The organism is Pseudomonas sp. Irchel s3a12 (genome assembly GCF_900187485.1).
Lineage (GTDB): Bacteria > Pseudomonadota > Gammaproteobacteria > Pseudomonadales > Pseudomonadaceae > Aquipseudomonas > Aquipseudomonas neuropathica.
In genome coordinates, this window is record NZ_FYDN01000007.1 from 327,344 (window position 1) to 330,391 (window position 3,048).

At 52.0% G+C, this 3,048-nt stretch carries 4 protein-coding genes and 3 tRNA genes; all 7 read right to left on the minus strand.

The genetic code is table 11. From position 1 onward, the window contains the following. The coding region (locus tag CKW14_RS14640) for a GTP-binding protein (protein ID WP_256587225.1) at positions 1-185 on the minus strand (185 nt) is incomplete at its 3' end. A gap of 85 nt (positions 186-270) precedes the next feature. Continuing rightward, positions 271-346, minus strand: a tRNA-Thr gene (locus CKW14_RS14645). A gap of 26 nt (positions 347-372) precedes the next feature. Further along, positions 373-446 (minus strand) — tRNA-Gly (locus CKW14_RS14650). Between the two features lie 25 nt (positions 447-471). Further along, a tRNA-Tyr gene (locus CKW14_RS14655) sits at positions 472-556 on the minus strand. A gap of 143 nt (positions 557-699) precedes the next feature. After that, positions 700-1,131 (minus strand): hypothetical protein, encoded by a 432-nt coding sequence (locus CKW14_RS14660; RefSeq protein ID WP_095125529.1) that lies wholly within the window; start codon positions 1,129-1,131, stop codon positions 700-702. Positions 1,132-1,138: 7 nt separating this feature from the next. Then, complete coding sequence (locus CKW14_RS14665) at positions 1,139-1,891, minus strand: pantothenate kinase (protein ID WP_095048841.1); 753 nt, start codon at positions 1,889-1,891, stop codon at positions 1,139-1,141. Further along, positions 1,881-2,834, minus strand: coding sequence for a bifunctional biotin--[acetyl-CoA-carboxylase] ligase/biotin operon repressor BirA (gene birA / locus CKW14_RS14670; protein ID WP_095048842.1), 954 nt, complete (start codon positions 2,832-2,834; stop codon positions 1,881-1,883). Before birA ends, CKW14_RS14665 begins: the two co-directional genes overlap by 11 nt. Positions 2,835-3,048 lie beyond the last annotated feature (214 nt).

Consider the following 3,048-nt stretch of genomic DNA (forward strand, 5'->3'; position numbering starts at 1 on the left):
GTGATACCGCGAGCTTTTTCTTCTGGTGCGCTGTCGATCTTGTCGAAGTCAACGATTGCGGAACCGAAAACTTCGGAGCAAACGCGAGTCAGAGCAGCAGTCAGAGTGGTTTTACCGTGGTCAACGTGACCAATGGTCCCAACGTTGACGTGGGGCAGGGAACGATCAAATTTTTCCTTAGCCATCGATATCACCCTCAACAGAAGAAATTAGACAAACAATATCAACCATTAAAACAAAGGCAGATATTTTCATATCTGCCTTGTTATATGGAGCTCTTGAGCGGATTTGAACCGCTGACCTCACCCTTACCAAGGGTGTGCTCTACCAACTGAGCTACAAGAGCAAAACACTTTGCACAACCTGCAAACTTGGAGCGGGTAGCGGGAATCGAACCCGCATCATCAGCTTGGAAGGCTGAGGTTCTACCACTAAACTATACCCGCGGAGCCTGCAGCTCACGCTTAAATCTGGTGGAGGGAGAAGGATTCGAACCTTCGAAGTCGTAGACGTCAGATTTACAGTCTGATCCCTTTGGCCGCTCGGGAACCCCTCCTAATCAGGCCGGCATTCTATACTATGCCAAACCCCTGTCAAGCATTTTCTCATTTAAAAACCTGAGGTTAGCTGCGTTGACATCACTTCACTTTGAATCCCTACTTAGGTCTTCGCTGTGGAGCGGGCGCCATTCTATGCAAACTATTCAGCAGGTGCAACCCCCTCACACAGCATTATTTTATGTTTTAACTCATTGAATTCGTTGGAAAGGTTTTGGAGCTGGGCGTCCCCCAGCAAACGCTGGCCCTGAGGCGAAACAGACAACCAATAACCAACCCCAGAAGCATCCCTCGACGAAGATTTTACATCGACTCCCATTTCAGCCAAACGCTGCTGGAGCGCTGTAATCGACTCCTGTCGAGAGAAACCACCAAGGAACAGACACTCTTGCCGACGCCCCCCCTGCCCCTCCCGAGCATTGCCCGTCGTTTCGCTGAGCAAACGAATGTCTTGCTGGGAACCTCGATACAAACTGAGAGGCGTTACATCCTTCGCCCGCAAGGGCGCCTCCTGCTGATGCCAGACATAATAGAAAACATTAAGAACAAGAAGCAGGAGGAACAACCAACGCATACAAACCTCAGGAAAAAGGACACGCCATAGCCAACCCCACAAACACCAGGTCAGGAACGACTCGGGCCTCAGGGGCGACAGCTGCAACCAATTCAGCATCCCCCCCAGTTATAAAGACTGCGAAGTCTTCCCTCCAGTAAGAGCGCGCCAGTTCCAACTGTGTCAATACGAAACCTCGCAACATCAATGAACACCCGCGCTCCACCGCCTCAACAGTGGTCCGCCCAGGCGCATTGCTTGAAAGCGCGCGCTCAGCCGCCAGATCTCCATAGCGAATCTTACGGGTATGCGTACGTAACTGATTTCGCATCAAAGGCATTCCGGGGCAAATAAAACCACCAAGATGCTCACCACCCGCAGCAATAAAATCTGCAGTCACCGCCGTACCGAAATCAAGCACCAGGCAAGCGCCGCCTGATGCGAGATGAAACCCGCCAAGCATGGCCAGCCATCGATCCAGCCCTAGGCGCTCGTACTCTTCATAACCATTTTTGACACCGGACATTTCACGTGCGGGCTTCGCGCACACCACCGAAATACCAAACTCACGCTCGATAATAGCGATCAAGGCATCAGTCTCCTCCGCAGTCCTGACACTGACCACGCGGCACTTACGAAGCTCAAGCCCATTGAGAGCTTTCAAACTGTCTAGCAATGCGAGATCAGAGTCGACAACCCCTTCAGAAAAGAGAGAGCCAAGCGCAGCCTTCAGTACTCGCCACTTAATAAAGCTGTTCCCACAGTCGAGCTCAAGAATCATCACGCAACCTCAGGCTGAGCTCACCACCACTAAAGACTTTTTCCACACCATCCACCTTCAGGCGCAGCGCACCCTGACTATCGATTCCGAGCACAACACCATCTATCTGACTGGAACCCGCAATCAATGACACAGAGCGATCCTGCCACAAATGGTTCGCCTCCCATTCCGTCTGGAGAGCCGAAAAACCATCCACCTGATGGCGCCGGATATAAACATTTAACTGCTTACTAAGCTCAGCCACCAGGGAGTTACGGTCAGTACTTCTACCTGACTCAAGCCGAATCGAAGTCCATTGCTGGCCAACTTCATCAGCCACTTGCATGTTCACATTTACACCAATACCCAGCACCACATGGCAAACGTCTGCCGGATCACCAACGAGCTCAAGGAGAATACCGGCAATCTTCTTGTTACCCACCAAGACATCGTTGGGCCACTTCAATCCCGCACCTGACACTCCAAAATTTCTCAGAGCCTGCAAGACAGCCAACCCAACAACAAGACTCAAGCCCTCGAGCTGGCGCATTCCGCCATCAATACGCAGGACAAGGCTGTAATAAAGATTCTCTGCAAAGGGACTTACCCACTTGCGACCTCTTCGCCCACGACCAGAGACCTGGCGTTCCGCGAGCACCAAAAAGGGCGCCAAACTACCTTGGCCAATCGCCCGCAAGGCCTCAGCGTTTGTCGAGTCGACCGAATCCAAGACCATCACCGGCCAATCTGGCGCCATTGCCGATATTGCCCGAGAGTCGAGCAGCGTCAATGGAACAGCCAATTGATAGCCTCGTCCTCGCACTTTATGAATGGACAAGCCAAGCTCGGCCTCAAGATGCTGAAGCTGTTTCCATACCGCACTTCGACTTATTCCCAAGGCGGCGCCAAGATCCTGACCAGAATGGAATCGGCCATCTTTCAGGAGGTTCAACAACGTCAACATGCAGGTCTCGCCCTCACAATGAGGCCCGAATAATATCCATGAGCCGGGCTGTTGCATAGAAATCAAGCAGATGCTTTTCCCGCGGGCAAAACAAAACCCCAACTGCTTTCGCAATTGGGGTTTCGGAATTTAATCTTGACGATGACCTACTCTCACATGGGGAAACCCCACACTACCATCGGCGATGCATCGTTTCACTGCTGAGTTCGGGATG

Excerpts from the sequence above, each read along its gene's own strand:
- CKW14_RS14665 (WP_095048841.1), bottom strand. The coding sequence starts at position 1,891 with ATGATTCTTGAGCTCGACTGTGGGAACAGCTTTATTAAGTGGCGAGTA.
- CKW14_RS14660 (WP_095125529.1), bottom strand. The coding sequence starts at position 1,131 with ATGCGTTGGTTGTTCCTCCTGCTTCTTGTTCTTAATGTTTTCTATTAT.
- birA (WP_095048842.1), bottom strand. The coding sequence starts at position 2,834 with ATGTTGACGTTGTTGAACCTCCTGAAAGATGGCCGATTCCATTCTGGT.